The sequence below is a fragment of the uncultured Campylobacter sp. genome (assembly GCF_938039245.1).
GTDB lineage: Bacteria > Campylobacterota > Campylobacteria > Campylobacterales > Campylobacteraceae > Campylobacter_A.
Window position 1 is genome coordinate 30,247 of sequence record NZ_CALHVN010000065.1, and the last position, 20,578, is coordinate 50,824.

At 46.1% G+C, this 20,578-nt stretch carries 23 protein-coding genes; 22 read left to right on the forward strand and 1 reads right to left on the reverse strand.

The features are described from left to right. From Q0218_RS11365 to Q0218_RS11470, 22 genes are all read left to right on the forward strand, one after another. On the forward strand, nucleotides 1–429 hold the full coding sequence (locus tag Q0218_RS11365) for a flagellar export protein FliJ (protein ID WP_297969680.1): 429 nt from the start codon (nucleotides 1–3) through the stop codon (nucleotides 427–429). Next, nucleotides 426–1,055 (forward strand): MotE family protein, encoded by a 630-nt coding sequence (locus Q0218_RS11370; protein ID WP_297969682.1) that lies wholly within the window; start codon nucleotides 426–428, stop codon nucleotides 1,053–1,055. The genes Q0218_RS11365 and Q0218_RS11370 overlap by 4 nt, the downstream gene beginning before the upstream one ends. A 260-nt stretch (nucleotides 1,056–1,315) precedes the next feature. Continuing rightward, the gene (locus tag Q0218_RS11375; RefSeq protein ID WP_297969684.1) at nucleotides 1,316–1,867 is read left to right on the forward strand and encodes a DUF507 family protein; all 552 of its coding nucleotides are present in this window, start codon (nucleotides 1,316–1,318) and stop codon (nucleotides 1,865–1,867) included. After that, on the forward strand, nucleotides 1,864–2,982 hold the full coding sequence (gene carA / locus Q0218_RS11380) for a glutamine-hydrolyzing carbamoyl-phosphate synthase small subunit (protein ID WP_297969686.1): 1,119 nt from the start codon (nucleotides 1,864–1,866) through the stop codon (nucleotides 2,980–2,982). The genes Q0218_RS11375 and carA overlap by 4 nt, the downstream gene beginning before the upstream one ends. 106 nt (nucleotides 2,983–3,088) lie before the next feature. Beyond that, nucleotides 3,089–3,760, forward strand: a complete 672-nt coding sequence (locus Q0218_RS11385) for a sulfite exporter TauE/SafE family protein (RefSeq protein ID WP_297969688.1) — start codon at nucleotides 3,089–3,091, stop codon at nucleotides 3,758–3,760. Next, nucleotides 3,753–4,970 (forward strand): PAS domain S-box protein, encoded by a 1,218-nt coding sequence (locus tag Q0218_RS11390; protein WP_297969690.1) that lies wholly within the window; start codon nucleotides 3,753–3,755, stop codon nucleotides 4,968–4,970. The genes Q0218_RS11385 and Q0218_RS11390 overlap by 8 nt, the downstream gene beginning before the upstream one ends. Then, complete coding sequence (locus Q0218_RS11395) at nucleotides 4,967–5,644, forward strand: response regulator transcription factor (protein WP_297969692.1); 678 nt, start codon at nucleotides 4,967–4,969, stop codon at nucleotides 5,642–5,644. Before Q0218_RS11390 ends, Q0218_RS11395 begins: the two co-directional genes overlap by 4 nt. A gap of 95 nt (nucleotides 5,645–5,739) precedes the next feature. Further along, nucleotides 5,740–7,221 (forward strand): cytochrome-c oxidase, cbb3-type subunit I, encoded by a 1,482-nt coding sequence (gene ccoN, locus Q0218_RS11400; protein ID WP_297969694.1) that lies wholly within the window; start codon nucleotides 5,740–5,742, stop codon nucleotides 7,219–7,221. After that, a complete protein-coding gene (gene ccoO, locus Q0218_RS11405) occupies nucleotides 7,214–7,879 on the forward strand; it encodes a cytochrome-c oxidase, cbb3-type subunit II (protein ID WP_122873280.1) in 666 nt (221 codons plus the stop codon). The genes ccoN and ccoO overlap by 8 nt, the downstream gene beginning before the upstream one ends. Nucleotides 7,880–7,887: 8 nt before the next feature. Continuing rightward, on the forward strand, nucleotides 7,888–8,109 hold the full coding sequence (locus tag Q0218_RS11410; RefSeq protein ID WP_297969696.1) for a cytochrome c oxidase, cbb3-type, CcoQ subunit: 222 nt from the start codon (nucleotides 7,888–7,890) through the stop codon (nucleotides 8,107–8,109). Further along, a complete protein-coding gene (locus Q0218_RS11415; protein ID WP_297969698.1) occupies nucleotides 8,109–8,969 on the forward strand; it encodes a c-type cytochrome in 861 nt (286 codons plus the stop codon). The genes Q0218_RS11410 and Q0218_RS11415 overlap by 1 nt, the downstream gene beginning before the upstream one ends. Then, a complete protein-coding gene (locus Q0218_RS11420) occupies nucleotides 8,970–9,179 on the forward strand; it encodes a DUF4006 family protein (RefSeq protein ID WP_295143959.1) in 210 nt (69 codons plus the stop codon). It abuts the gene before it with no gap. 2 nt (nucleotides 9,180–9,181) lie between these two features. Then, entirely contained in the window at nucleotides 9,182–9,283 is a 102-nt protein-coding gene (locus Q0218_RS11425) for a hypothetical protein (protein ID WP_231679342.1), read from the forward strand. A 106-nt stretch (nucleotides 9,284–9,389) separates the two neighbouring features. Continuing rightward, a complete protein-coding gene (locus Q0218_RS11430; protein ID WP_297969700.1) occupies nucleotides 9,390–10,064 on the forward strand; it encodes a hypothetical protein in 675 nt (224 codons plus the stop codon). Next, nucleotides 10,057–10,527, forward strand: a complete 471-nt coding sequence (locus Q0218_RS11435) for a FixH family protein (RefSeq protein ID WP_297969702.1) — start codon at nucleotides 10,057–10,059, stop codon at nucleotides 10,525–10,527. Before Q0218_RS11430 ends, Q0218_RS11435 begins: the two co-directional genes overlap by 8 nt. Before the next feature lie 58 nt (nucleotides 10,528–10,585). After that, nucleotides 10,586–13,159 (forward strand): PD-(D/E)XK nuclease family protein, encoded by a 2,574-nt coding sequence (locus Q0218_RS11440; RefSeq protein WP_297969704.1) that lies wholly within the window; start codon nucleotides 10,586–10,588, stop codon nucleotides 13,157–13,159. After that, nucleotides 13,156–15,951 carry a RecB-like helicase gene (locus Q0218_RS11445; protein WP_297969706.1) on the forward strand — a complete coding sequence of 932 codons (2,796 nt, stop codon included), beginning with the start codon at nucleotides 13,156–13,158 and terminating at the stop codon, nucleotides 15,949–15,951. Before Q0218_RS11440 ends, Q0218_RS11445 begins: the two co-directional genes overlap by 4 nt. A 75-nt stretch (nucleotides 15,952–16,026) precedes the next feature. Further along, complete coding sequence (gene rplM / locus Q0218_RS11450; protein WP_002949135.1) at nucleotides 16,027–16,455, forward strand: 50S ribosomal protein L13; 429 nt, start codon at nucleotides 16,027–16,029, stop codon at nucleotides 16,453–16,455. A 2-nt stretch (nucleotides 16,456–16,457) separates the two neighbouring features. Further along, the gene (gene rpsI / locus Q0218_RS11455; RefSeq protein WP_297969708.1) at nucleotides 16,458–16,847 is read left to right on the forward strand and encodes a 30S ribosomal protein S9; all 390 of its coding nucleotides are present in this window, start codon (nucleotides 16,458–16,460) and stop codon (nucleotides 16,845–16,847) included. 164 nt (nucleotides 16,848–17,011) lie between these two features. After that, a complete protein-coding gene (locus Q0218_RS11460) occupies nucleotides 17,012–18,013 on the forward strand; it encodes an OmpA family protein (RefSeq protein WP_297969710.1) in 1,002 nt (333 codons plus the stop codon). A gap of 98 nt (nucleotides 18,014–18,111) precedes the next feature. Then, on the forward strand, nucleotides 18,112–18,846 hold the full coding sequence (locus Q0218_RS11465; protein WP_297969712.1) for a mechanosensitive ion channel domain-containing protein: 735 nt from the start codon (nucleotides 18,112–18,114) through the stop codon (nucleotides 18,844–18,846). Nucleotides 18,847–19,246: 400 nt separating this feature from the next. Continuing rightward, nucleotides 19,247–19,891, forward strand: coding sequence for an HAD family hydrolase (locus tag Q0218_RS11470; RefSeq protein WP_297969714.1), 645 nt, complete (start codon nucleotides 19,247–19,249; stop codon nucleotides 19,889–19,891). Nucleotides 19,892–20,234: 343 nt separating this feature from the next. Here Q0218_RS11470 and Q0218_RS11475 read toward each other — a convergent pair whose 3' ends face one another. Further along, entirely contained in the window at nucleotides 20,235–20,360 is a 126-nt protein-coding gene (locus Q0218_RS11475; RefSeq protein WP_297969716.1) for a hypothetical protein, read from the reverse strand. Between the last annotated feature and the right edge of the window lie 218 nt (nucleotides 20,361–20,578).

Below are 20,578 nucleotides of genomic sequence, written 5' to 3' on the forward strand. Positions count from 1 at the left end.
ATGAAAAGCAAATTTACGCAAATCGTAAATATAAAAAAGCGAAATTTAGACAAAATCGAGCTAAATTTAGCAAGAACCAGAAACGAAGCGGCGATGATAGAGGGCTTCATAGCGCAGGCTGCCGAGCAAATTTCAAAATTTGAAATGCCATCAAGCGGCTCTGCGGCCGATCTGCGCGGTTCGCTGGAGCTTCTGGGCGCTATGCGGCAAGAGAAAAATCTGCTAACCGAGCGGCTAGAGCTAATGAAAAAAAACATCGCGCACCTCGAGCGGCAGTACAAGGCGGCAAATTTGGAGTACGAAAAGATGAAATACCTGCAAACGCAGGACTTTAGCGCGCAAATAGAAAAGATAAAAAAGGCCGAAGCGGCGGCTCTGGACGAGTTTGCGACGATGAATTTTACTAGGCAAAAAGAGGCGAAGGCTTGAAAAAATTTTCGATTTTACTAACTTTAAATTTATGCGTTTGGGGCGCAAACGGCGCAAATGTTCAAAACCCGGCACAAAGCGGCTTTAAGATCCCGGTGGACTGCGTTTCGATCTTTGAAACCAGAAAAGACGAACTAAAAAGAGAGCTAGCTAAAATAGACGAAGCAAGGCAGGCTTTGGAGGCTTTTCGTGCGAGTTCGGCGGCGCTTTTTGAGGAGAGAAATGCCAAACTAGCCGCCAAAGAGGCCGAGATAAACGCGACTCTAACCCGTGCGCAAGAGGAAAAAAAGCAGACCGAGCAGCTGCTAAAGAAAAACGACGAAATCCTAAAAGAGCTAAAAGCGATGACTAGCGACAAGGTCGGCGAGACCTACGGCAAGATGAAAGACCAAGCCGCCGCCGACGTACTAAGCGCGATGGATAGGGCGGACGCGGCTAGCATCATGTACTCGCTAAGCCCTAAAAAAATCTCTGCGATAATGGCTAAAATGGAGCCTGTCGCGGCGTCTGAAATCACGCTTTTAATCAAGCAAGGCCCGCCGTTTATAAAGGCTGAAAAAAACGTAACGCAAGAAGTCTCTCCGACCTCGCCCGACGGCCCTGCTGGAAATCTGCTAAATTTGTAAATTTAGAGCCACGGCCGCTCTAAATTTATCTCGGTTTGCGTCTAAATTTGACCTCAAATTCGCCGCGGTCAAATTTAACGCTAAAGCCTAAATTTAACTAATATCCAGTCTTAAAAACGCCAAAAATACTTTTATCCGCACGTCAAATTTAGATTTGAATTTTACTAAAAACAAACGCCCGCCAAAACAAAAACGCCGTGAGATTTTAGGTATTTCTTACCAAATTTTGGTTAAAATCAAGCCCAAAAAGAGAGGTAAAAATGCGTATAAAACTCCCACACACACCCTACATCGCGCACAAAATCGCTATTGATTTATTAAAGTCCGGATTCGTAAATTTAACGCGCGGAGTGGAGCCGGTAGCGGCATGCGCGAAAGAAGTTTTAGATGAAGATTTGCAAAAAGAAAAAGCGCTTGAAGAGCGCGTAAACGAGGTACTAGCCCAAAACGAAGACGATATGGAGAGCATGCAAGTCGATAGAAAAAATATGTTTTGGCTCGTGAAAAAGAAGCTCGCCAAAGAGTACGGCGTCATCCTTTCTTACGAAGACCGCTTTAGCAACGTCGCTCATCTCGTGCTACAAAACGCTTGGAAAAAGGGACTCATCGACTACTCGGTCTCCGAAAACCGTATCAAAAACATCATCTACGGCTCGATCGAAGAGTATCTAAAAACGTATGAAATTTTACAAGACGTAGTTATCGACAAGATCGACGGCTACAAGCGCAAACTGATCCCCGGCACCGAGGAGTACGATATCGTATTTGAGCGGCTCTACGAGGACGAGCTAAGAAAACGAGGCATGCTGTGAGAGCTTATATCTACCTTGAAAACGGCGTTTTTTTGCAGGCGAAGGTCTTTGGCGCGGGCGGTACGGCTAGTGGCGAAATGGTCTTTAACACGAGTCTAACCGGCTATCAGGAGATCATGAGCGATCCTAGCTACGCGGGTCAGTTTATCGTCTTTACGATGCCCGAAATCGGCATAGTAGGCGTAAACGAAGACGATATGGAGAGCGCCAAAATCCACGCTAGCGGCGTTTTGATGAGGGATTTTAACTCTACGCCGTCAAATTTCCGCTCGCAAAAAAGCTTGGAAGAATTTTTCAAAGAGCAAGGCAAATTCGGCGTTTACGATATCGACACGAGATTTTTAACCAAGATGCTACGCGATAACGGTGCGCTTCACGCTGTGATCTCAACTGAAATTTCAGACGAAAAAGAGCTAAAAAAACTACTCGAAAACTCGCCTAGAATCTCAGAAATAAACTACGTCGCAAAGGTAAGCACCGAGCAAATTTACGCTCACGAAAAGGGCGCCTGGGATCACGCGAGCAAAGCCTACTCCGCGCTAAAACCAAACGGCAAAAAGATCGCCGTCATCGACTACGGCGTGAAGCGAAACATCCTAAACGAGCTTTGCGAAACCGGCCTTGAGACGCAAATTTATCCGCACGACGTACAAGCAGACGAGCTCATCGCTAAATTTAACAAAGGCGAGATAAACGGCGTGTTTCTCTCAAACGGTCCCGGCGAACCAAAAGCCCTAAAAAACGAGATCGCGCAGATAAAAAAGCTGATCGAGGCTAGGGTGCCGATTTTCGGTATTTGCCTCGGACATCAGCTGCTTAGCAATGCATTCGGCTTTGAGACATACAAGCTAAAATTCGGTCAGCACGGCGCAAATCACCCGGTTTTAAATTTACAAACCAAAGCAGTCGAGATAACGGCGCAAAACCACAACTACAACGTTCCCGAGCAGATCTCACAGGTCGCCGAGATCACGCACAGAAATCTTTTTGACGGCACGATCGAGGGCGTAAAATACAAGGATTATCCGGTATTTTCGGTGCAGCATCACCCTGAGGCTAGCGGCGGGCCGAGCGAGAGCAAATATATCTTTAAACAATTTTTAGAAATTTTATAGTTGCTAGTCGCGGTCAAATTTGAGCAAAATTTAGGGTTAAATTTGCGAGCCGAATTTAGCCCCAGCGCGGCTAAAATTCGCAAATGAAATTTTACGGTCAAATTTGATGAGCGGTGCGGAGTTTGTTTCGATTTTGAGCGTCGCGGCGCTTAGCTCGGTGGGCCACTGCGCGGGTATGTGCGGCGGTTTTGCTATCTTGCTCGCGCGGTTTTTGAGCGGTAAAGGTAAAATTTTTAGCGCGGCGATGATAGCGGGATATAATCTAGCTAGAATTTGCGCTTATATGCTACTTGGCTTTATTTTCGGGTCGTTTGGCGGCGTATTTACGCTATCTCTTGCGGCGCGAGGCTACTTGTTTTTTGCCGTCGGCGTTTTTATGGCGGTTTTGGGCGTGGCGCTCATTAGGCGCGGAGCGCTACTTAATTTTATCGAGAAAAACGCATTTTTATCCAAAATTTTAAACGAAAAAATGAAAGCCGCGATCGCGAAAAATAGCGTGCTTGGGTTTTTAGCGCTCGGGTTTTTAAACGGACTGCTGCCGTGCGGGGTGGTTTATTATTTTTTAGCTTTGGCCGTAGCTAGCGGCAGCGGGGCAAATGGCGCAGCCATCGCAGCGACTTTCGGCGCGGTTAGCTTTTTTGCGATGAGCTTTTACGCGCTGGTCTTAAAGGCTTTGAGCGAAAAATTTAAAAAATACGCGCTAAATTTAAGCGGCGCGGCGATAATAATTTACGGAATTTACCTGGCTTTTATAGGATTTACGGCGAGCAATGGATAACATCAAAGAGCGATTTAGACAGTATCAAGAGGCTATCGAGGCTAGTAACATCGTTTCAAAGACCGACACCAACGGCACTATCACCTTCGTAAACGACGAGTTTTGTAAGATGTCGGGCTTTACGCGCGAGGAGCTAATCGGCGCAAATCACAACATCGTGCGCCATCCCGAGGTGCCAAAGGATGTTTACGCGCGGCTTTGGGAGACGATTTTGGCCAAAAAAGTGCACAAAGGCACGATAAGAAACCGCACCAAAGACGGCCGTGACGTCTATCTAAACACGACCATTATACCGATTTTAAATTTAAGCGGGCAGATCGAGGAGTTTCTTGCGATCAGATACGACGTGACGGACGTGATAAATTTAAACAACGAGCTTGAAAAGACGAAAAAAGAGCTGCTAAATTTAAACGAAAATCTCGAAAACAGAGTCGCCGAGCAGACGGTCAAGCTCGTAAATTTAAACCAAAATCTAGAAAATTTGGTAAAAGCCGAGATTAAGAAAAACGAGGAAAAGACCAAAATGCTCTTTTTACAGTTGCGTCTAGCCTCGATGGGCGAGATGATCGCAAACATCGCTCACCAGTGGCGACAGCCTTTAAACGAGCTTAGCATCACGCTTTTTAAGCTAAAAGAGGGCGTTAAAGCAAACGAGAAATTCGAGGCCGGCTACGAACACGCAAAGCGCGTGATAAAGGGTATGTCGCAGACGATCGAGGATTTTAGAAACTTTTTTAGCGTCGAGCGCGAGAAGGAGGTTTTTTTGCCATCGGCTGCGGTAGAAAACGCGCTAAAGATGGTGCAAGGAACCTACGAAAAAGAGGGTATAGACGTAAATTTGGAGCTAAAAAGCGAGGGTCAAATTTACGGATTTGAGTCGCAGCTTTGTCAGGCCGTGATTATCCTGCTTTCTAACGCCAAAGATGCACTGGCAAATAAAAAAAACGATAAAAAAGTAACGCTAAGCTTAGAAACAAAGGATAAATTCGTTATCATAAGAGTAACGGATAATGCAGGCGGCATAAAAGAGGAGATAATGGACAAGATTTTTGAGCCTTATTTTACCACCAAGCACCCAAGCTTAGGCACCGGTATCGGCCTATATATGCTAAAAAGCATAGTCAAAAATCACGGCGGAAGCGCCGGCGCTAAAAACGTAAAATTTGGAGCGGAATTTGAGATAAAACTGCCGCTAAAGGATGAAAAATGAAAAATTTTAAAGAGCTAACGCTACTGCTAGTCGAGGACGAGGATAGCATAAGGGAGTCTATGCAAGAGGTTTTCGCAGGCGTATTTCAAAAGGTTATCTCGGCCTCAAACGGCGACGAAGGTCTTAAGAAATTTAAAAAATTTAGCCCCGATATCGTGATAGCCGATATCATGATGCCTATCATGGACGGACTTGAGATGTCAAGGCAGATAAAAGAGTTCTCAAAAAACACGCCCGTAGTAATCCTAAGCGCGTATAGCGAAAAGGAAAAACTGCTAAAAGCTATCGATGTGGGCATCGATAAATACGTGATCAAGCCTATCGATATGGACGAGCTTTTCGCCCTGCTAGAACAGATCGTAAAAACCAAAATCATAGGCGCCGATATCATCGAGATTTCGGGCGGATATTCGTTTAATCAAACCAAAAAAGTGCTCGTAAAAAACGGCGTCGAGATCGCGCTAACCAAAAAAGAACTGGCCTTTATCTCGCTTTTAGTTAAACGCATAGGTACGCTCGTTTTAACCGAGGAGATTAGAAACGTGGTGTGGTTTGGCGAAAAGGTAAACGATCCCGCCGTTAGAACCTTTATCAAGCGAATACGCGATAAAGTAGGCGCCGGTCTCATCAAAAACTCGCCGGGTCTTGGCTATAAAATCGAGCTGAAAAAGTAAAATTTGAAACGCAAATTTAGGTCGGTTAAGCGATTTTACACTAAAAATCTAATAAAATAACAATCTAATAACAAAATAAACAAAGGAGGATATCGATGCGACTAGACAGGGCGCTAAGCTACGACTACACGGTCGCCAAGTATTTTATGTTCGCGACGATACTGTTTGGGATAGTCGGTATGAGCGTCGGCGTTTTTATAGCGTTTCAGATGGCGTATCCCGATCTAAACTATCTCGCGGGCGAATACGGCACCTTTAGCCGCCTAAGACCGCTACACACGGCAGGCGTGATATTTGGATTTATGCTTTCGGGCGTATTTGCGACATGGTACTATATCGGACAGAGGGTTTTAAAGGTCTCGATGAGCGAGTCGCCGTTTTTGATGACGGTGGGCAAGCTGCACTTTTGGATATATATGCTGGTGATGGCCGGCGGCGTGTTTAGCCTACTTGCCGGCGTTAGTACGTCAAAAGAGTACGCCGAGCTAGAGTGGCCGTTAGATATCGGCGTGGTCGTGCTTTGGGTGCTTTGGGGCGTTAGTATATTCGGCCTCATCGGTATCCGCCGTGAGAGGACGCTTTATATCTCGGTTTGGTATTTTATCGCGACGTTTTTAGGTATCGCGATGCTTTATTTGTTTAACAATATGGCCGTACCGACCAAGCTGGTTTCGGGATATGGCAACTGGTGGCACTCGGTCTCGATGTACGCCGGAGCCAACGACGCGCTAGTGCAGTGGTGGTACGGGCACAACGCCGTGGCGTTTGTGTTTACTGTGCCGATAATCGCTCAAATTTACTACTTTCTTCCTAAAGAGAGCGGTCAGCCGATATTTTCTTACAAACTTTCGATTTTCTCGTTTTGGAGCCTGATGTTCCTTTATCTTTGGGCTGGCGGACACCATCTGATCTACTCTGCAGTGCCTGACTGGATGCAGACGATGGGCTCGGTGTTTTCTGTCGTTTTGATACTGCCGTCTTGGGGTTCGGCTATAAATATGCTTCTAACGATGCGCGGCGAGTGGCAGCAACTTAGAGAAAATCCTCTTATCAAATTTATGATTTTGGGCTCGACGTTTTATATGTTTTCGACTCTTGAGGGGCCGATTTTAGCGATCAAGTCCGTAAATGCCCTCGCGCACTTTACCGACTGGGTGCCAGGCCACGTGCACGACGGTACGCTAGGCTGGGTCGGATTTATGACGATGGCGGCGCTTTATCACATGACGCCGCGCGTGTTTAAACGCGAAATTTACTCGAAATCCTTGATGGAAACTCAGTTTTGGATACAGACTATCGGCATAGTGCTTTACTTTTCGTCGATGTGGATCGCGGGCATCACTCAGGGTATGATGTGGCGCGCGACGGACGAATACGGAAATTTAGCCTACTCGTTTATCGATACGGTGATAAATATCGTGCCGTACTACTGGATCAGAGCCGTGGGCGGACTGCTTTATCTGCTTGGATTTTTTATCTTTGTTTATAATATCTACAAGAGTTTTGGCGCCAAATCGCTCGAAAAAGAGCCGTTAAGCGCGAGTCCTGCGGGCGTAAAGGAGGTTGCTAATGTTTAGTTGGTTAGAGAAAAATCCCTTCTTTTTCGCGGTTATGGTTTTTATATTTATCGCCTATGCGGGCGTGATCGAGATCTTGCCTGATTTTGCCAACAGGGCTAGGCCGCTTGAGGGAACCAAGCCGCCGACTGTTTTACAGCTTGCTGGCAAACACGTATATATGAAAGATAGCTGTAACGCCTGCCATACGCAGCAAATTCGCCCTTTTAAGGCCGAGACCGATAGATACGGCATGTATTCGCTTAGCGGCGAGTATGCGTTTGACCGCCCGCATCTTTGGGGTTCAAAGAGGACCGGCCCCGACCTTTGGCGCGTGGGTAACTACCGTACCACCGACTGGCACGAAAATCACATGAAAGAGCCGACCTCCGTGGTGCCCGGTTCTATAATGCCTGCTTACAAGCATCACTTTAGCAACAACGCCGATATCGAGACGGCATACGGCGAGGCGGTAACGACGAAAAAGGTATTTGGCGTACCGTACGACGTAGAGGGTATGCCAAGACTAGGCACCTACGAGGAGGCGCAGGCAGCCGCCAAAGAAGAAGCCGCCGCTATAGTTGAAGAGATGAAGGACGAAGAGGTCAAAAAGGCCTTTGAGCGCGGAGAGATCCGCGAGATAGTGGCGCTCATCGCCTATCTAAATAGCTTAAAATAGGCGAATTTATGGACGCGCAGACTCTAAGAGATATCCAAGGATACGGAGCTTTTATCTTTCTAGCCGTGTGCGCCGCGCTTCTTTACGGATACTATTTTCATCTTTATAGATCCGAAAAGAGCGGCAGGCGAAACTACGAAAGATACTCCGACCTCGCCCTAAAAGACGGTATCGACGAGGAAATTTTAGAGTCTACGTCTATAGAGCAAAACACTAAAAAGGAAAAATAATGCAATGGTTTAATTTAGAAGATAACGTAAATTTACTGGGGCTTATCGGAGCTATTGCTATCGTTTTGGCCACGGCTTTCGTCGTAAGTCGCTTGGTCGGGCAGATGAAGGTAGCAAAACCTAAGGCCGAGCTTAGCGAGCATAGCTGGGACGGCATAGGCGAGTACAAAAATCCCGTACCGCTGGGCTGGGCGATAGTTTATGCGATATGTATCGTCTGGGCCTTGTGGTATATGATCGCCGGCTATCCGGTAAACTCCTACTCGCAAATCGGCGAATACAACGAAGAAGTTGCCGCCGCAAACGCTAAATTTGAAAAACGCTTCGCAAACGTGGACGCCAAGACGCTTCACGCCATGGGCGAAAGCCTTTTTTTAGTGCAGTGTTCCTCCTGCCACGGTATAACCGGCGACGGTATAAACGGCAAGGCCGCAGACCTTTCCAAATGGGGCAGCGAAGAGGGGATATATGATACGATAATAAACGGCTCAAAAGGCCTTGAGTATCCGATGGGAGAGATGCCTGCGGGTATGGCGGACGAGGAGGGCGCAAAGGCGATCGCGGCCTACATCGCTAAAGAAATTTCCGGTATAAAAAAGACCAAAAACGAAAATTTGGTAGCTAGCGGCAAGGAACTTTTTGCGACCTGCGCGGCGTGCCACGGCGAGGACGGCAAAGGCATGGAGGGCAACTCTCCTGATCTATCTAAATACGGCACGGCGTCATTTATCGAGGACGTATTACAACACGGTAAAAAAGGTGCTATCGGTACGATGCCTAAATTTAGCGACGGCAGACTAAACGCCTTGCAGCAAAAAGCCGTCGGCGAGTACGTTATCTCGCTTTCTAAAGGAGAATAAATGGAAAACACGAATCGAAACGTTTTCGGCCTCCACGGAGTGACCGGGCTGCTCATTGCGACCGGGCTGCTGCTAGCGATCCTAGCGGCGCTCACGTACTACGCGATCAAGCTGCAGCAAGAAGTCGCACAAAAACCCTACTCGCTAAACGCCTCCGAGCTAAAGATGAAAAGCGCGGATAACGCCAAACAAGTGCGCGTAAAGGAGTAAATATGCAAGCGATTTTGGAGAAATTTATCGTCGCGGGACTCATCGCGGCGGCGGCATTTACGGCGTGGGCGGTGCTAACGCCAAATCACCTTTTCGTCGGATGAAATTTGATAAATCAAAGAGCGCAGACTCTGCCGCTCTTTTTCAAATTTTACGCTTAAATCCTAGCGGCTCGCTTTACTTTTTGCGCGAAAATACGCGACTTGGCCGATGAGATTTATAAATTTTACTCGCTCAAATTTAACTATCCTTTTTTGCTTTCTCGCGCTCAAATTTGCGAATTTGATCCGCGTCTTTTTTATCTTTTTGCTTTTTGTTTTTTACGGCGCGGCGATTTTGCAGGGTTCAAATTTACCTCGCGAGATAGTCTTGGTAAATCAAAACATCTTAAGCCCCGCTGTGAGCGAGAAAATCGCGGTTTTAGGCGAGGAGTTAGCTGGCAAAAGCGGCGTATTTGCGGGGGTTGCGGTTTATGAGAGCTTGGAGGGCAAAACGCTAAAAGAAGCGGCCGCGCAGCTAAATTTGACCCCGCCTTACGCGCTTTTGATGCTTGCTAAAACGGAGCATAAGGTGGAAATTTTCGCCGACGCCCAGACGCTAAAGCTTTTTGATAAAGAGAAAATTTTAAGCCCGTATCCAAGCTCGGGCTCTATTTTGCCGATACTAGCGTCCAAAAACGGCAAAGATATCTTTAATGCCGCCCTTTTAAACGGCTACGCGGATCTTGCCGAACAGATCGCCGCTAGTAAAGGCGTGAGCTTGCAAAACGCTATCGGTAGCCAAAACCGCCTGACGCTTGATGCGTTTAGGATTTTTATCTACGGCTCTATCGCGCTTGTCGTTTGCGTCGCCGCGTTTAGAAAATTTAGGAGGAAAAATGGCTAAAAACTACTGGCCTCACGCTATCGTTATCTCGCTTATTTTGATAGTCGCCTCCTGCGTAGCGACCATCATTCTGGCCGTCAAAAACCCCGTGGAGATGGACGAGTTTTACTTCGAGCGCTACCAAAACGTCGATGAAAATATAAACGAGATCGAGGCTAGCCAGCGCAGATTTGACGCCAAATACGCTCTTAAATTTGAGCCCGAATTTGACGGGGTAAACGGATACTTTAAGATTGCCGTCGAGCCAAAAAACGGCTCGGTAGTGCCGAATTTTACGCATGAGATTTTACTAACCAGACCCGCGACGAACGAGCAAAATCAAAATTTAAACGCCAAATTTGACGGGCAAATTTTAAAAACGCAGCCCGTAACGCTCCCCAAAAAAGGCAAATGGCAAATTTTGCTAAAAATCTCCGACGCAAACGACACGGGCTTTTATAAATTTAGCTTCGAAGCGCACTAGTTTTCTTTGATTTTCAGCCGCTCTGGGCTATCATTTCGCCAAAAAACAAAGAGCCTCTATGCAAAATTTAGACAAACTTTATATCTTTACCAACTCGCGAAAGATCCGCGAATTTAACGCGAAATTTCAAAACGAACTCGTGCCAAAGGCCATGACGATAGCGCAGTTTGAGCAAAAGGCCGTGCTGATGCCGGGGCGCTTTGAGGCAGACGAGGCGTACGCGCTGGTGCTGATGCAGCGAGCCTGCGCGAGCGTGAGAGAGGCCTCCGAGCGGCTGCGTATCCCGTCCGAGTTTTTTGCGTTTTTGAAAAACAACGACTATCTTTTTAGCTTTTTTAAGGAGCTCGCCATCAGTAAAAAGAGCGTGGCGGATCTGAAATTTAGCGATATTTACGCCGATTACGAGGAGCATCTGGGTATCCTTGAGGCGGTGCTTGCGCGATATAAGGAGCTGCTCGCGGCCGAAAATCTATACGACGGCATCGCGCTACCTGAAATTTGCCGGCTAAACGGCGGGTTCGTCAGAGAATTTCGCGAGATTTATCTTGAGGTGGACGGCTTTTTGAGCGAATTTGAGTGGGAGCTGTTTAGCGAGATCGCAAAGCTAACGACGCTAAAAATTATCTTTCAAACCAGTAAATTTAACAAAAAACTGATCCTAAAACTAGCCGAAATTTCGGGCATTGACGCTAGCGAGTTTAGCCTATACGGCGAATTTGAGCTAAATTTGAGCTCGCGCGAGCTAAAAAAAACGGGCGCCGTGCGCAAAAATCCGCTCGTTTTAAAAAGAAGCTTTAGCGCTAGAAGCTTGCAAGCGGCCTACGCGATGGCAAAGGCTAGCGAGTTCGTCGCAGGGGGCATCAAGCCCGAAAATATCGCCGTTATCCTGCCCGATGAGAGCTTTGCCGAGATCTTGCGCTTGCACGACCGCGGCAAGATGTTTAACTTTGCGATGGGTGAGAGCTTCACGCGAACTCGGTTTTTTCAAATTTTAAAGTGCATAGTAACCGCGATAAACGACAAAATCCGCATAAATTTGAGCGAGGATAACTACGCGAGTTTTAACGAATTCGAGTTTAATCTGCACGAGCTTGGCGCCGGCTCCGAGCTGTTTGCTAAATTTAAAAACAGCTTTGAGGCGCCTTGCTCGTTTGAGGATTTTAGGGCGCTTATGGAGGAGATTTTGGCGCTTGAGAGCGACCCGGCCGCCGCGCAAAAAGCGCGCGAGGAGCTATTTTACGCGCAAAGTTTGGCTAGGTATTTTAGCTTTACGCTGCGTCAAATTTGCGAGATATTTTTGATAAAGCTAGCCAGGCTTAGGCTTGACCACGTAGGCGGCGGCAAGATTGGTGTCATGGGCGTTTTGGAGAGTCGCGGACTTAAATTTGAGGGCGTCATAGTGCTTGATTTTAACGACGATTTGGTGCCAAAGCGCAGCGTAAACGAGATGTTTTTAAGCTCGCGCGTGCGTCAAAAAGCGGGCCTCATCGGTTACGTAGACCGCGAAAATTTGCAGAGATTTTACTACGAGAGCCTAATCGGCGGCGCGAAAAAAGCGGCGATATGCTACGCGGCAAACGAGGAGAAAATCGCGTCGAGATTTCTCGGCGAATTTAACGCCGTGGAGGACGCGAGATTTAGCGACGAGAGCTATGCGGCGCTGTTTAACGGCGAATTTGCGGACGAGCAGAAATTTGAGGCCGAGATCAACCCGCATCTTGACGAAAAGAACGAGGCTAAGCCTAAGCAAACAAAAACCGCCAAGGAGCGGAGTTTGTTTGAATTTGGCGCGGAGAGCGAGCTAGATTCGGACGCAAATTTAGTCGGTAAATTTGACGAAAACGCCGCGCAAAACGAAACGTCGAGCCAAAATCCGCAAGCGCTAAATTTTATAAAATTTACGCGAAAAACGCCTGCAAAGCCTAAAATTTTCGAGCAAGACATCATCGTCAAGCACGATTTTTTCGCTATCCCGCTCTCTTTTAGCAGGCTAAACACCTATTTGCAGTGCCCGCGGCGGTATTATTACAGATATATTTTGAACGTAAAGCCGCCCGTTATGCCGCAAACGGCGTCCGCGGCGGACTTTGGCAACTCGCTGCACAGGGCGCTTTTTGAGTATTATTCTAAATTTGAGAGGTTTGACCTCGCTAAATTTGAAACGGTGTTAAGAGAGCTAAACACGCCGCCGCTAGAGCGCGAGATAACGATGATAAAGATGGAAAAATTTAAGGCCGTAGAGGACGCGAGATATGAGGCGGGATGGCGCGTGCAGGGACTTGAAAAAGAGCTTGATAGCGTGTTTGCAGGCGTACGCATAACGGGTAAAATCGACCGCATAGACTGGCGCGGCGGCGAGCTGGCGGTGATTGACTATAAAAGCGGAAAATTTGACGCCAAATCCTTGCAACTGCCCTTTTACGAGGCGCTAGTGGGTAGGCCTTGCGAGGGGTATTTTTACGATCTAAAAGATAATATGAATTTGGTAGCCGGAGAGGCTAGCACGGACGCGCTTGCAGAGGCGATCGAGCAGCTAAAATCCATCAATAATACGCCGATAAATTTCGGGGAGGCGAAGGGCGCGATGAGCGAATACGAAGACTATAAAATTTTAGTGAAAGGCGAGCTATGAAGCCGTTTTTGGCCCTCGAGGCGAGTGCGGGCAGCGGCAAGACTTTTGCGCTTAGCGTGCGTTTTATCGCGATTTTGCTATCGGGCGCCGACGCGCGCGAGATCACGGCGCTGACCTTTACTAAAAAGGCCGCTAATGAGATGAAAGAGCGCATCGTGCAGACCTTTTTGCAGCTCGAGGAAAAGGGTGCCGAACTAGCCGAGCTGGAACAAATTTTGGGCGCGGGCAGGGATGAAATTTTAGCTATGCGCGACGCTCGGGCGACGCATTTTTTAGAAAGCGATCTAAAAATCGGCACGTTTGACTCGTTTTTCGTCGGCATCTTGCGCAGCTTTTGCTTAAATTTGGGACTAAGCGCGGATTTTGAAGTGAGCGAAAATTTAAACGAGCTGCAGCGGGGCGAGTTCGTCGCGAGCGTAAGCAAGGATATTCGGCTATTAAAATCGCTTGCGAATTTGATAGCGACGGCTGAGCGCAGCCAGAGTAGCTTTTTTGAGAGTTTGGAGATGTTTTACGAAAATTTCGGCGAGCTAAAAAGCAGCGAAAATGCGGCGTTTCCAAACGAAAGCGGCGTTGCGGAAGCGCTAAAAAATATGCGCGAATACGTCCTAGCTAGAGGCGGCGGCAAAGACGCGCAAAGCGCCGTAAAAGAGGGCAGCCCCGGCGAAATTTTGTCTCGCTCTTTTATGTCGCGCGCGAGCCTTGATTATCGTACGTTTTCTAAAATTTATACGCCGGAGCTTGACGAGATGTTTTTTGAGTTAAAAGCGCGGTTAAAACGCTATTTTGACGCGCTGGAGGAGTATAAAATCGCCGAGCTGGCTAGATTTTTAAAAATCTACAAAGAGTGCAAAATCTCTCTAAACAAAAGGCTAAATTCGCTCGCTTTTAGCGACGTGACGCGCCTGGTTTACGAGCTTTTAAGGGGCGGCGAAACGGACGCGCAGATGCTTTATTTTAGGCTCGACGGACGTATAAATCACCTGTTAATAGACGAGTTTCAAGACACCAACGTCGCGCAGTACGAGATCATGCGTCCGCTCATCGAAGAAATCGTCGCCGGATACGGACAAAACGGGCTTGGCAGCTTTTTTTACGTCGGCGACGTAAAGCAGAGCATTTACCGTTTTCGCGGCGGCAAAAAGGAGCTTTTCGCCAAGCTGATGCGAGATTTCCCGCAGATCAAAGCGCAAAATTTGGAGGTAAATTACCGTAGTAAAAAGGCGCTGGTTAGATTTACGAACGCCGTATTTGCGGGCAAGATCGAAAATTTTAAACCGCAAAGAACGCCACAAAAAGAGGGCGAACGGGTAAATTTGGTAGGGCAGATGCCGTATTTTGAGGCGGAGGCGGACGATGTTGGATTCGTGCGGGTAAGCAGCGGCGATGACGTAGCGGCAGAAGCGGCGCAACAGGTTAAATTTCTGCTTGAAAAAGGGGTCTGCGAGGACGATATCACCGTGCTTTGCTGGAAAAACGACGATATAAATAAAATCTCAAATTTGCTGAGCGAGGCGGGCGTAAAAAGCGTGAGCGAGGGCGTGACGGCGCTATTGGCGAGCAAAAACGCGCGCGCGGTAGCGGAATACGCTAAATTTTGTCTATTCGGCGAGCGAATTTACAAGCTAAATACCGAAGCGATCCTGGACGTAAACGCCGTAAAACTAAGCATAAATCCGCAAAAATCGGCGCTTGAAAGCTTGCACTATCTAGCGGTCAGGCTCGGCGTAGATATGAGCGATGCGGACGTTTTGCGACTACTTGAGCTAGCGCAGCCGTATTCAAATTTGACCGAGTTTGTCTATAATCTTGATAGATTTGAAGCTAAAGCGAGCGCAAAAAGCGGCGAGGGCGTGAAAATAATGACCGTGCACAAGTCAAAGGGGCTGGAGTTTGAAAACGTGATCGTGTGCGATAAAATGGGCGCCGGACGGCACGACGGGTCAAATTTCATCGCGGAATATGACGCGGGTACGGGCTCCTGGCAGGTGCGACACAACGTCAAAAAACAGTGCATCGACGAGGATTTTGCAAAACTAAAAGAAAAGGCGGCGCGGCTCGAGCGCGAAGAGGATATGAACAAGCTCTACGTCGCGCTAACTCGGGCGATTGGGGGGCTAATCATCGTTAAAAAAACGGGCGTAAACGGCAGAAACCCGAGCTTTTTTGGGGCGTACGAGAGTAGCGGCGAGGTTATAGAGTATCTTGATTTGGTTGATTTTAGCTTCGGCGAGCCTACGCCTAGCAAGGCGCGAAATTTGACGGCGCCGGGCAAATTTGAGCCTATAGAGCTAGTTCAAATTTCAAAGCAAATCGTAGATGAAACGCCAAAAACCGAGGGCAAAAATCAAAAGGCGATTTATTTTGGTTTGGCGCTGCACTATCTGCTTGAAATGGCAGAAAAATTCGACGAGAGCTCGCTAAAAACGGCGCAAATTTCGATGCGAAACGCTTTTCATAAATTTTTGGACGAGGGCGAGCTGGATGAAATTTACGCACGCGGGCTAAATTTGATAAACGAGCCTAAATTTAAGCAAATGACGCAAGCAAAAAGGATATTGAAAGAACAGCCGTTGCGCTTTGAGGGCGCACTAAAGCAGCTTGATCTGCTCTGCTTGGACGAAAATGAAATCTGCGTGATCGACTATAAAACGAGCGATAAAAGTATAGATGAAAATATCGCGCAGGTTGAGGAGTACAAAAAAATACTAGCTCAAATTTATCCGAATTTGAGCGTGAGGGCGGCGATATTTTACGCTTTGCGGGACGAAATTCGAAGCATTGATATTTAAATATAGCTTAAATTAAGCTATTTATAAGGTGCATTTGAATACAATCACGACTTAAAATTATCTAAAGGGTAAGAAATGACTAAAATAACAAAACCAAACGAGGTGGAGCGCGAGTGGATCGTGCTTGACGCGGCAGGCAAGCGTTTTGGTAGATTGCTAACCGAGGTAGCTACGCTGCTTCGCGGTAAGCATAAACCAAATTTCACTCCGAATGTCGATTGCGGCGATTACGTTATCATAATCAACGCTTCTAAAGCCGAATTTACAGGCAACAATAAAGCCGAGCAAAAGCTTTATCACCGCCATTCGGGATATTTTGGTAGCACGAAGAGCGAGAAATTCGGCGAGCTTTTAGCTGACAAACCTGAAAAACTGTTCAAGCTAGCCGTTCGCGGAATGCTTCCAAAAACAAAACTCGGTAGAGAGATGATAAAAAAACTAAAAGTTTACGCCGGCAGCGAGCATCCGCACACGGCTCAAATAGCTAAAAAAGAAGGAAAATAATCATGGCGAAAGTTTATGCAACCGGTAAAAGAAAAACTGCCGTAGCAAAAGTCTGGATAAAATCTGGCAGCGGTAAAATTTTAGTAAACGGACTTGATCTAAACACTTGGCTCGGCGGACACGAGGCTATCAAACTAAAAGTGGTTCAACCTCTGCTTTTAACAAAACAAGAGAGCTCTGTAGACGTAACTGCAACGACTCTAGGCGGCGGATACTCTGCTCAGGCTGAGGCGCTAAGACACGGTATATCAAGAGCATTGGCTCTATTTGACGCCGACTTTAGAGCGACTCTAAAACCAAAAGGCCTACTAACTCGCGACTCACGCGTCGTCGAGCGTAAGAAATTCGGTAGAAGAAAAGCTAGAAGAAGCCCGCAATTCTCTAAACGCTAATAGTTTGTTAAAGCCGTTTCGTCGGCTTTTAGATTTTGGAGATGAGGTATATAGTTTGGAAAGACTGATATGCCTCAAGTTGTATGTTAAATTTAGATTTATAAATTAGTGATAAAATCAAAAAATAGTCTTGTGAAAAAACGGGACAAAAGAAAGGATAACTTATGAAAAAGATTGCTCTTGCTTTAGTTGCTGCTACTGCGCTTTTTGCCGCTGATTCAGCTTACAATTACGAACTAACTCCGACAATAGGCGGCGTTCATCCTGAAGGAAATTTGGGAACAAATGAACAATCGGCTATAGGTTTAAGAATCGGAAGAAACCTTGAGAATTTCTTTATAGACCACGTAGAACTCGGTCTTAGCCACACTAACAAGATAAGAGAGTATGGCGTGGACGGAAAGGCTACTAGATATTTCGTTAATGCTATTAAAGATTTTGGTCTAACTGAAAAACTATCTCTTTACGGCTTGCTTGGCGCTGGATATGAGGATGTCTCAAAAAAATTCGTCAAAAACGATGACGGCGGCTTTGGTCAATACGGCCTTGGTTTGAGATATCAAATTACCGATAACTTTGCTCTACGCGCTGAAGCGGTAGATGCTATTAAATTTGAGCATGCAGATCACAACCTATTCTATACGCTAGGTTTTGCAGTTGGCTTCGGTGCTAAAAATGCTCCTGTAGTTGCAGAGGCGCCAAAAGCTGAGCCTGTTTCAGCTCCTGTAAGCCTTGATGATGATAACGACGGTGTTTTAAACGATGTCGATCAATGCCCAAATACACCGGCAGGCGTAGTAGTTGACGAGACTGGATGCGAGAAGGTTATCGTTCTTAGAGATATTGGCGTAAACTTCGCATTTGATAGCTACAAAATAACTCCAAAATATCTTGAAGAGATCAAAAAAGTAGCTAACTTCATGGGTGAAAATCCAGGCTACCGTGTAGTTCTAAGCGGACATACAGACAGCATTGGCGCTGAAGCTTATAACCAAAAACTATCTGAAAAAAGAGCAAATGCAGTTGCTAAAGCTCTTGAAGAACTTGGCGTAAGCGCAGATAAGATCACTACCGTAGGATACGGCGAGCTTAAACCTGTCGCTTCAAATAAAACAAAAGAAGGACGCGCTGAGAATAGACGCGTTGAAGCTAGATTTAACAAATAATTAGCCTAGCTTAATAATGCATGGATGAGATTAAATTTGAACTTATTTGGTCATTAATCTCGTCCTATTCCTTAAAAATCTTAGGCTCTATCGCCATCTTGTTTATAGGCAAATGGCTAGTAGCTAAAGTCTCAAATTTTATATCAAAATTAGTCACTTCCTCTAGACTTGACGAAACCCTTTCAAATTTTTTACTAAATATCATAAAAACGCTTCTTATGGCTTTTGTGATTATAGCTGCGATCGCAAATTTGGGCGTAGAGACGTCTATGTTTGTTGCTGCGCTAGGCGCTATCGGTCTTGCTATCGGTATGGCATTTAAGGATACTTTTTCAAACATCGGCGCAGGGTTTTTGATAATATTTTTTAGACCGTTTAAACTCAAAGACCACATAGAAGTCGCAGGCGTGCAAGGCGCGGTCAAAGAGATCAATATGTTTAGTACCGTTTTGCGAACGACCGATCACAAAACTATCATTATCCCAAACGGACGTATCATAAGTAGCAATATAATAAACTTCTCAAAAGAAGGCACCAGGCGCGTCGAGCTCATATTTTCCATAGATTATAAAGACGATTTAAAGCTTGCAAAAGAGATTATTTTAAACCTAGCTGCCGAAAATAAAAAGATACTAAAAGAGCCAAAGCCATTCGTCGGCGTCGGAAGTTTGGGTGAAAATAGCGTAAATTTGACCGCTAGATTTTGGTGTGCGAGCGATGATTTTTCGGATGTGCAGTTTGCTATGTTAGAGAGCGTCAAGCTCGCATTTGACGCCAAAGGTATCTCTATACCGTCGCCGCAGCTTAGCATCCGATATCAAGACAAAAGATAAGACGAGCAAATTTAATCACTCGGTTTTCTTGCATATTTTATACTTATTTGCTTGTATGGTTATGATGGGTTAAATTTGATCCGCAAGCTGACCTTACTAAATTTGCATAAAAATGCGCAAGCGCGAGAAATTTTGCCTGCAATATTTTAAATTTTAATTCTAATTTGAAAGTAAAATTTGACGTAATGGTATTTTAAGAAAACCGTAATTTTAATGCCTATACCGCGATAGCATAAAATTTAAATCAAAACCCAAAACGATGAAAATTTGAAATTTTAAAAAGCCGACTTAAGGCAAATTTTAAAATACAAAAAGTAAAATCAAAATCTATTAAAACGTAAATTTGACGCGAAAATGTCATCAAATTTGCGGCAGCGCAATCAAAAAAGAAAGAAGCAAAATGAAAAAAACCATACTTTTTGACCTAGACGGTACACTTATCGACTCGACGCCCGCGATCCTTGATGGATTTGGCGCGGCGTTTCGCGCTCACGGCGAGCCTGCTCCAAAGCCAGAGGCAATCAAGGCTCTAGTCGGCCATCCGCTTGACGTCATGTTTGCCGGACTTGGCGCGTCGATGCAGCTCGTGCCTGACTATATCGCCGCGTATAAGGCGCGTTATGAGCAGATTTTTTTGGAGCAAACATCGCTGCTTGAGGGTGCGGCGGGCGCGTTGGCGCTTGCTAGCGAGGTTGCGGACGTGGGTGTCGTGACGACGAAAACATCGAAATTTTCGGTCATCTTGCTTGAGCACTTGGGCGTTATGAAATTTATCAAAACCGTGATCGGCAGAGACGACGTCGTAAATCCAAAGCCTGACCCTGAGCCCATAAACAGGGCTCTTGAGCGCCTAGGCAAGACAAGCGCGCAAGATAGGGCGAGCGCCTTCATGATCGGCGATACGACGATGGATCTGGAGGCGGCGAAGCGTGCGGGCATCGCCGGCGTCGGGCTGGCTTGCGGCTACGGCAAGGAGGCTGATTTGCGCGAGCATTCAAATTTGATCTTTAAAAACGCATTTGAGGCGGTTAAATTTATAGCGTAGAGAATAAATTTAGATTTTAGCAGCGATCAAAAACTTGTAGTTAGCTTGATAAACGGCTATTTTTAGCGTTTGATTGAGTTGGCAAATTTAACCGTCTATAAAGCGTAGCGATAAGTACGACAAGCCAAATTTAAATCAAATTTGTTGCAAGAGCCAGGGCAAAGAGGCAAATTTGACTTACCGATGCGCTTCCCTTTTCTTCTAGGACTCAAGTGCATTGTTTGCATTAAGATAAACGCCGTCAAAATCCATACCCAAGATCTTTTTATGCGACTCATCGCTCAGGTAGCCGTAAAACAGCAACTTGGCGTCCGTGACCAAGATTACCCGTATGTACGGTGGCTCATTTTCTGCCGAGTTTAAGTCTGTTTCGGGCGATGACTATGAAACCGCGTCGCGAGACGGCGATGATAGGCGGCCGCCCTCTTGCGCTAGCTATCTCAAATTTTGCTTTGTTTACGATTTTCATTCGCTGCGGCGTAAAGGCATAAGACGAAAATCACGGCTAACGCAGATAAAATTTACGCATAGTTTTTTTAAATTCGAACGGCTTTTAAAATCGGCCACCAGGTCAAATTTAGGGCTTTAGATTATTAAATTTAGGCTTTTTTGAAAATGTAACTTAGCTGATTAATTAGATATTTTGGAAACTAGCTCTATAATAAAAGATTTTTAAAAATCGTAAGA

Bases quoted from the DNA above. Each gene is read 5' to 3' on its own strand.
- Q0218_RS11365 (WP_297969680.1), top strand. From the start codon at position 1: ATGAAAAGCAAATTTACGCAAATCGTAAATATAAAAAAGCGAAATTTA.
- Q0218_RS11375 (WP_297969684.1), top strand. From the start codon at position 1,316: ATGCGTATAAAACTCCCACACACACCCTACATCGCGCACAAAATCGCT.
- Q0218_RS11385 (WP_297969688.1), top strand. From the start codon at position 3,089: ATGAGCGGTGCGGAGTTTGTTTCGATTTTGAGCGTCGCGGCGCTTAGC.
- Q0218_RS11390 (WP_297969690.1), top strand. From the start codon at position 3,753: ATGGATAACATCAAAGAGCGATTTAGACAGTATCAAGAGGCTATCGAG.
- Q0218_RS11395 (WP_297969692.1), top strand. From the start codon at position 4,967: ATGAAAAATTTTAAAGAGCTAACGCTACTGCTAGTCGAGGACGAGGAT.
- ccoN (WP_297969694.1), top strand. From the start codon at position 5,740: ATGCGACTAGACAGGGCGCTAAGCTACGACTACACGGTCGCCAAGTAT.
- ccoO (WP_122873280.1), top strand. From the start codon at position 7,214: ATGTTTAGTTGGTTAGAGAAAAATCCCTTCTTTTTCGCGGTTATGGTT.
- Q0218_RS11410 (WP_297969696.1), top strand. From the start codon at position 7,888: ATGGACGCGCAGACTCTAAGAGATATCCAAGGATACGGAGCTTTTATC.
- Q0218_RS11415 (WP_297969698.1), top strand. From the start codon at position 8,109: ATGCAATGGTTTAATTTAGAAGATAACGTAAATTTACTGGGGCTTATC.
- Q0218_RS11420 (WP_295143959.1), top strand. From the start codon at position 8,970: ATGGAAAACACGAATCGAAACGTTTTCGGCCTCCACGGAGTGACCGGG.
- Q0218_RS11425 (WP_231679342.1), top strand. From the start codon at position 9,182: ATGCAAGCGATTTTGGAGAAATTTATCGTCGCGGGACTCATCGCGGCG.
- Q0218_RS11430 (WP_297969700.1), top strand. From the start codon at position 9,390: ATGAGATTTATAAATTTTACTCGCTCAAATTTAACTATCCTTTTTTGC.
- Q0218_RS11435 (WP_297969702.1), top strand. From the start codon at position 10,057: ATGGCTAAAAACTACTGGCCTCACGCTATCGTTATCTCGCTTATTTTG.
- Q0218_RS11440 (WP_297969704.1), top strand. From the start codon at position 10,586: ATGCAAAATTTAGACAAACTTTATATCTTTACCAACTCGCGAAAGATC.
- Q0218_RS11445 (WP_297969706.1), top strand. From the start codon at position 13,156: ATGAAGCCGTTTTTGGCCCTCGAGGCGAGTGCGGGCAGCGGCAAGACT.
- rplM (WP_002949135.1), top strand. From the start codon at position 16,027: ATGACTAAAATAACAAAACCAAACGAGGTGGAGCGCGAGTGGATCGTG.
- rpsI (WP_297969708.1), top strand. From the start codon at position 16,458: ATGGCGAAAGTTTATGCAACCGGTAAAAGAAAAACTGCCGTAGCAAAA.
- Q0218_RS11460 (WP_297969710.1), top strand. From the start codon at position 17,012: ATGAAAAAGATTGCTCTTGCTTTAGTTGCTGCTACTGCGCTTTTTGCC.
- Q0218_RS11470 (WP_297969714.1), top strand. From the start codon at position 19,247: ATGAAAAAAACCATACTTTTTGACCTAGACGGTACACTTATCGACTCG.
- Q0218_RS11475 (WP_297969716.1), bottom strand. From the start codon at position 20,360: ATGAAAATCGTAAACAAAGCAAAATTTGAGATAGCTAGCGCAAGAGGG.